The following is a 7,730-nucleotide window of genomic DNA, read 5'->3' as shown; positions in this document are numbered from 1 at the left end:
GAAACTTCAGCCCCACCGTTGTAAGCTGTAGCAGCATCCCATGCAGGAGCAGTACAACTGCTGCCGGTTACAGATATACTGATCGCGGTTGATGTAGTGGTTGCTCCGCTGTTGTCGGTAGCTTTCGCTGTCAAGCTATAGGAGCCTGCTGCAGCGTTGGTCCAGGCATAGCTATAGGGCGATGACGCATCTTCTCCCAGCTTCGTTGTTCCCTGGTAAAATTCAACTTTGGAAATTGTGCCATCCCTATCGGTAGCATTCGCTGCTATTGTAATAGAAGAGCCTGCTGTAAACGATGCACCATTGGCAGGTGATGTTATCGAAACTACAGGCGATGCATTATTACTGGCAGATATACTGACAGAGGCTGTTGCTGTGTTACCGGCATTATCAGTTGCTTTGGCTTGTATAGTATGATTACCTGCGGCAACAGAAGCAACGGTATAGCTATAGGGCGAAGATGTATCTTCGCCAACTTTCGTTCCATCCAGGTAAAATTCAACTTTCGTAATGCTGCCGTTGGAATCTGTTGCTGTAGCATTTACCACTACCGATGCATTTACGGCTACGGTTGTGCCATTGGAAGGTGCTGTTATACTTACCGTGGGCAAGCCTATACTTCCCTGGGCAAATACTTCATTGAGCTTATTGACCAAAGGAGATTTCACACTGGAGAAGCGTTTTAATTTTGGACCAAAGTCTGTAGATGTACCACTGATCTCCAGGTCTTCATATACCGTCCACACAATAGCACCGGCAAGACCTTTATCCACTATATATTGTGCTTTCAATCCTATACTCTGCTCGTTGTCATAACTGAGGAAGTAATTATTTTTAGTGAGGTATGGCACTTTTGCATTGTCATCCCAATGCTCTGTCCAGCCTGCTTTGTTCTGCCGGATAAATTCATAGTACGGTGTTCCATCATGTGCCGACCAGTTGGTATAGTCTGCTGCCGTGCTGATTGGTCCATCGGGATCAACCGTGCGCGCTGTCTTTTGTGTTGGTGCATTGAGTGCAGCCGTACCGTTGGTGATTACACCTCTTCCATAAAAAGGTGCGCCCATATTGATCTTGCTCTTCGGTACACCTAAACTTACCAACGCATTATAGCAGGCATCCCAACTGAAATTAGTTTGCTCTGCACCGGGGTAATCATATAGCGGACTGTTATGTCCTGCTATACCAGACCATCCGCCATTGAAGTCGTAGGTCATCATGTTGAAGTAATTCATCAGACTACTCAGTGTAGCCCACTGAAATCCTTGCAGCTTGGAAGGTGATGCTGTGAATGCAGCCGTAATAAGTTTATTCGCTCCTATAGCATTGCGTATCTGTTGTATAACCGTTGTGAAATTCGCGAAGTCCGCCTGGCTACCGGTAAAGTTCATACCGGCATACGGACCCGGATATTCCCAGTCGAGATCTATACCATCAAAGCCCAGTACAATGAGACGCTGACAATCAGCGATAAATTTTGCACGCTTGACAGGATCAGCCGCCATCTCCGGAAAATGCTTGCACATACTCCAGCCTCCTATAGATGCCACTACTTTTACATTGTATTGATGCGCCATATCGATCAACCCTTTTGCTCCGCCTTCTTTCTTTAGCGGCACAGGCATCGGCCCTGTTAATCCGTTGATCGTATTCTTCCAGCCGGCACCATCGGCTACGAAGCCTGCTGCCTGCACACGCGGATCAGTGAAATCATATTTATACTCCAGCTCTCCGAAGATCAGGTGCATATCCCAGCTATCGTATACACCACCGTGTAACAATGGTGCAGGCTCCTGCACCTGGCCTGGCTGATAGATGAGTTTATTTCTGAAATCACCGCTATGTAGTGAACCATCTTTCGCTACACCAAAGAAGGAATAGTTGAGGATAGTATATTTACCATAGTCGATGTTGAGGTGCGTATAGGCACCGGCACTCGGAACACCTTGTGCTGTACTCTTCCAGGCATCCCAGTTGGTAATGTACCCAACGATCTGCTTCTGGTGATTAGCCGTAGTGGCGCTTCCTCCTGTGTTTACCTGCGCAACAACAGGTGTCATACAGGCCAGCAGTAACAGCAGTATACCTGCGAGGATATACCGTATACTGTACCTGACGGATGATTGTAGTAGAACCTTGATCATAGTGAAATTTTTGTTTGGGTTTAATACAAGCAACGCACAAGACACACTCGTGCTATACTTGGTATGATAAAGGTTGTGATTCAATTAAAAGGAAGAAAAAACAGTTATTGAGTGGCCGCAGGGAATTATTGAATGGCTGTGTAAAAAAAGCTGTGAGTTGCTAGCTACGAGCTGCCAGATGTGTGTGGGTGGGGATAGAGTGTGCATTTTGCTTCGACATCGTTGATCGATGTTCTTTGTTCGATATTCAAAAAAGCTATGAGCTGCTAGTTACGAGCTGCCAGACGTGGGTGGGAATAGAATGTGCATTCTCGTTGTTCGATAAACAATACTCGAAGCTCGCAGCTCATAACCCTCAGCTAACTCCTGCTGACAGACAATCTTTCTGCAACTTCTTCTTTTCTTCTGCGGGATATAGGAACGGTAGAGTTGTCTTTTAATACAAGTGTTCCTTCTTTTTTGAATTTGAGAACATAGTCGAGATTTACCAGGTGTGAACGATGTACGCGGAGAAAGTTATCGTGTATACAGAGGAGGTCATCGTATTCCTTGAGTGTTTTGGATGAGAGGAAGGTTTTATTTTCTGCGAGTATAAAACGGGTATAATTGAGATCTGCTTCGCAGCGAATGATTTTGTCCACTTCAAGAAAGATTACTCCTTCATACGTAGTGATCGCGAGGTTCTTTTCTTTATTGGAGAAAAAGTTAGCGAGTTGCTTTCCATATACCTCTCGCCTGTTCTGCTGATGCTGAAAGCGATCAATCGCATCTTTCAGTTCCGTGGGATTAATGGGCTTCAACAAATAATCCAATGCATTATAGCGAATGGCACGAATGGCGTAATGATTATAGGCCGTGGTAAAGATAACATTGCAGTTCACTTCAGGAGAAGCTGCGAGTAAATCAAAGCCACTCATCACCGGCATCTCGATGTCGAGGAATAACAGGTCGGGTTTAAAATCGTTGAGCTTGGCTAAACCTTCTTCACTGCCCAGTGCTGTTTCCAGCATGAATTGTCCCGGGAAGTTTCGCTCCATAGTTACCTTCAGCAGGTTCGTAGCTTTGCTTTCATCATCGATGATCAGCGCTTTTATCATGTTAAAAACTATTGATGGATTAGCATTTAACTGTGTGCGCACTGTCAGCCGAGAGGTTTGCTAAGGCAGTGTACGGGGCTCGTTCCTATACCTGAAAAATAAGGTATATTTAGTAACAAGCCTTGAGTGAATATATCATAAAGCATCCAGATATAGTATAGCATCAGCAAACGAAATACAGATTTTCCGTTCAACCGCCTTTCGCTACCTGTGAGTTGCTACATCGCTGCTATATACGCTTACTTCATCCACTTCTATCAACGACTAACGGAGAGTGGTTCGTTCTCCGCAACTTTTGTATGGTGCAACATCAACGAATTACCGAGTGGTATATTTACCAACACGGTCGTGCCTCTTGCATTGCCTGCTTCATCTTTATCGTCTATGATCTGCAAGCCAAACCAATCATTCTGCTTTTTCATAAGGGAAATTCGATCGCGAATGATTTTTATACCCATCGATTTATAGGTCTTCAAACTGCGCTTGCGTATAACCGCTGCTTCTGCGCGCCCTATACCATTATCCTGTATGCGGCACTCCATTACATCGTGCGAATGAAGTGTGAAAGTTACACGAAGGTTACGCTCACCTTTTTTGTGCATCAGTCCGTGCCACAACGCATTCTCTACAAAAGGCTGAAGTAAAAATGATGGGATCAATACTTCTTCCGGATCAATAGCTTCATCGACAGTTATGGTATAATGGAATTGTTTATCAAACCGCATCGATTCCAGTTCGAGATATAGTTCCAGCAAAGTGAGTTCTTCCTCTAAGGGTATAAAATTCTTTTCCGAGCTTTTCAATACCGTGCGCAGCAATCGCGAGAATTGATGCAGGTAGTGCATCGCTTCATCTTGCTTGTGTACTGCTATCAGTTCCTGTATAGAGGTGAGACAATTGAAAATGAAATGCGGATTCATCTGTGCAATCAGTGCCTTCAACTCCAGCTCGGAGATAAGTTTATTGATGCGGATCTTTTCGCGTATACGTTCGCGCACAATGTTTACGATCAGCCATACCGTTGCAACTGCCAGCAATGCCAGCAATATCCGGAACCACCATGTTCCCCAAAAAGGTGGTGTGATGGTAATGATGAGCGATGTACCTGATTCATTCCACACACCATCGTTGTTGGAAGCTTTCACCTGAAATATATACTCACCGGGTTCAAGGTTGGTATAGGTTGCAGAACGTTTATCGCCCACCATGTTCCAGTTCTTTTCAAAACCGGAAAGTTTATAGGCATATTGATTTTTCTCCGGCTGTATAAAATTCAACGCAGCAAACTCGAATGTCAATACCGATTGATCATAAGACAACGTGATCGCTTTTGTTTCATGGATCGGTGCTGTGAGAGGCGAATTGTCCTGGCAAGGCTGTACGTCCTTGTTAAAAACTTTAAATGACGTAAGTGCTACAGGCGGTGGATATGGATTACTGGTTACACCTTTGATCACATCCGGAACAAACAAGGTAAATCCATTGGTGCCACCGAAGAGAAATTCACCACGCTGCGTTTTAAAACATGCGTTGATGTTGAACTGGTAATTCTGCAAACCGTCACTCTCGTTATAGATGCGAAATGTACGGGTTTGCATATCTAGGTGTGCAAGTCCTCTGCCGGTGCTGATCCATACATTATCATGATCATCGCCAATGATACCGGAGATAATGTTATCGGGTAATCCATCCGATTCGCTGAAGGCTATGAATCTTCCGGAAGCTTCATCAAACAGATCGAGTCCACCGGCAAATGTACCGATCCACAAACGTCCGGCATGATCCTGGTGTATCGTGCGTATCCAATGATTACTCAGACTATTTTCCTTTTGTTGTTCACGCTTCATCACGGTAAAATGACGATATGGTGCTTCGAGTAAATTTAGTCCCTCCTGTGTACCGATCCATAAGCGCCTGCGATCATCTTCGTACAAGCAACGCACCATGTTGTTGCTGAGATTAGAGTTCGCTATATCGAAGCTGGTAAATTTACCGGTGCGCGGATCGAAATGATTAAGTCCTTTATTTGTGCCGGCCCATATAGTCTGCTGATCGTCCAGCAGCAGCGACCATATTACATTATCACTTAACCCCGATCCATCCTGGTCGGTATAGCGCTTGAACTTTCGTGTAGCAGGGTTATACATACACAATCCTCCAAGGTAAGTACCAATCCATAATTTACCTCGCTCATCAAGTTGCAAAGAGATAACACGATTATCGCTCAGGCTATTCGCATTCTTCTCATCGTGACTATAATTCTGAAACTGTCCCGTAACACGATTGAAGTAGCAAAGCCCGCCACCATCCGTACCAATCCATAAATTACCATTGGCTTCTTCTGCGAAGGATGTTACAGAACTGTTGCCATTACTGGTAGGCACTTTAAAATGAAAAAAGGCTTCTGCATTCTGGTTGAAGAAATTTATACCACCGGTATACGTTCCGATCCACACACCTCCCCGATGATCGCTGCTGATGGAACGGATCACATTATTATTAAGACTTTTGGAATTATAGGATGAGTGAACCACATGATGAAATATGCGCGTTTCAGGATCCATGATGTCGATACCCTGGCCATCGGTTCCAATCCACAGCTTTCCATCGTCATTCACCCAAAGTGCAGGGATGAGGTCACCGGATATACTTCTATTATCAGCGGCATCATGCCGGTAAATTTTAAAAGTGCCTGTTTCGGGTAAATATAGGTTGAGTCCACCGCCATACGTGGCAATCCACATGCGACCGGTGTGATCTTCCACAATCTTGCGCACATTATTTTCACTGAGTGAACCCGGTATAGCTTCATTATGCAGAAATTGCCGGAAAGCCTGTCTGGCAGTTTCATATATATAGGCACCGTGTGAAGTGCCCACCCACAAATTTCCCTGGCGATCTTCAGTAATGGAGGGAATGGTATTATAGATCACTTCCTTCGGATCAAACATTTCCTTATAGGGCTTTATAAAGTTTCCGCCTTGTGGTTCATAGCGATATAGTCCCTGGTCACTGCCGATCCATACCTGCTTGCGACTGTCTTCAAACAATGCGCGTACAGGGATACCGTTGAAGAAGTGTTTATCGAACGCATCGGTATTTCGGTTAAACAGGTCGAGCCCCTTTTCCGAGCCAACCCACAGGCGCGCTTCACTATCTTCCAGAATGGTATAGGTAATGTTGCTGCTGATGCTGGCGGTGTCTTGTTCGTTTACACGAAAGTTTACAAAGGCATAACCATCATAACGGATCACACCATTTTCCGAAGCGATCCAGATAAATCCGCGACTGTCGCGAATAACTCCGTTCACGGTGTTGCTGGGCAAACCATCATCAACGGTTATATGATGAAAGCGAATGTCATGCTCCTGCGATTGTGCTGTATGATACAACAACGAAGCGATCGCACAAGACAAAACCATGCAGCGAGCGAGGCGTCTCATAGGGGAATGGTTAGAGTAAAAGAAATATACTATAATTCTCCGTGAATCCAGATCGGCTGCCGCTCAACTTCTTCGAACAACCGGTGGATATATGTCTGTGCAGTTAAGTGATGCTGCGTGTTTCAATCTTTTTTTGGTGTGTGTCCATGTGTCTTCAAAAAATACTTCATCGGTTACTACATTCATTCTATCTTCGCTGTAAACACCTTTACCCCATGCAAGTATTTTATAAAACAATCTTTACACTTATTCTGGTCGTTACAACGCTTGGCCTACAGGCCCAGGTTAAACCTTCAGCAGCGTTTCCTACCAGAGGTTTCTGTATAGCAGCACCACGCCCCGCGGGTGTCGATGCATTTGTCAAGTTCATTCACGAAGAACTGGCAACGCGACAGATCAACACGCTCATTCTTCGTGTAGACTATAATTACCAATACGAACATCACCCCGAACTTCGCGATAGCATTGCACTATCAAAAGCAGATGTTAAGAAACTGGTGGGTGCTGCACGTGAACACAACATACGTCTTATACCACAGGTCAATCTATTAGGACACCAGTCGTGGGCCAGCACTACACACAACCTGTTGCGCGCCTATCCGCAGTTTGATGAAACTCCGCACGTAAAGATGCCAGCCAAATATACCTGGCCGAATGATGATGGCTTGTATTGCAAAAGTTATTGCCCGCTGCACCCGGAGGTGCATGGTATCGTATTCTCCGTGGTAGATGAGATCTGCGATGCCTTCGAAACAAATGCGTTCCATGCCGGTATGGATGAAGTATTTTATCTCGGTGATGATAAATGTCCGCGCTGCAGCGGCCGTGATAAAGCTGAGTTGTTTGCCAATGAAGTGCGCACCATTCGCGATCACCTTAAACAACAGAATCGCGAACTATGGATATGGGGTGATCGCCTGATCGATGGCAAGACTACCGGACTCGGTATGTGGGAAGCAAGCTATAACAATACTTACCGCGCGATTGATATGATCCCTAAAGATGTGATGATCTGCGACTGGCATTACGAACGTCCTGACAAGACC

Annotated in this window: 4 protein-coding genes; 1 reads left to right on the top strand and 3 read right to left on the bottom strand. The window is 45.1% G+C overall.

What is annotated here, in order from left to right; all coding sequences use genetic code 11:
• The 3 genes from VIN08_RS15750 to VIN08_RS15740 all read right to left on the bottom strand — a co-directional run.
• Positions 1–2,144, bottom strand: a 2,144-nt coding sequence (locus VIN08_RS15750; RefSeq protein ID WP_331967006.1) for a glycosyl hydrolase family 18 protein, incomplete at its 3' end; no start/stop codon positions are given.
• Positions 2,145–2,503: 359 nt separating this feature from the next.
• On the bottom strand, positions 2,504–3,283 hold the full coding sequence (locus VIN08_RS15745) for a LytTR family DNA-binding domain-containing protein (RefSeq protein ID WP_331967004.1): 780 nt from the start codon (positions 3,281–3,283) through the stop codon (positions 2,504–2,506).
• Positions 3,284–3,498: 215 nt separating this feature from the next.
• Positions 3,499–6,684 carry a sensor histidine kinase gene (locus VIN08_RS15740; RefSeq protein ID WP_331967003.1) on the bottom strand — a complete coding sequence of 1,062 codons (3,186 nt, stop codon included), beginning with the start codon at positions 6,682–6,684 and terminating at the stop codon, positions 3,499–3,501.
• 215 nt (positions 6,685–6,899) lie between these two features.
• Here VIN08_RS15740 and VIN08_RS15735 point away from each other — a divergent pair.
• A partial coding sequence (locus tag VIN08_RS15735) for a family 20 glycosylhydrolase (protein WP_331967001.1) occupies positions 6,900–7,730 on the top strand: 831 nt, incomplete at its 3' end.

Origin of the sequence: Ohtaekwangia sp. (genome assembly GCF_036568665.1) — a bacterium.
Taxonomy (GTDB): domain Bacteria; phylum Bacteroidota; class Bacteroidia; order Cytophagales; family Cyclobacteriaceae; genus Ohtaekwangia.
This window is presented reverse-complemented; position numbering and strand designations above follow the sequence as displayed.

Excerpts from the sequence above, each read along its gene's own strand:
- VIN08_RS15740 (WP_331967003.1), bottom strand. The coding sequence starts at position 6,684 with ATGAGACGCCTCGCTCGCTGCATGGTTTTGTCTTGTGCGATCGCTTCG.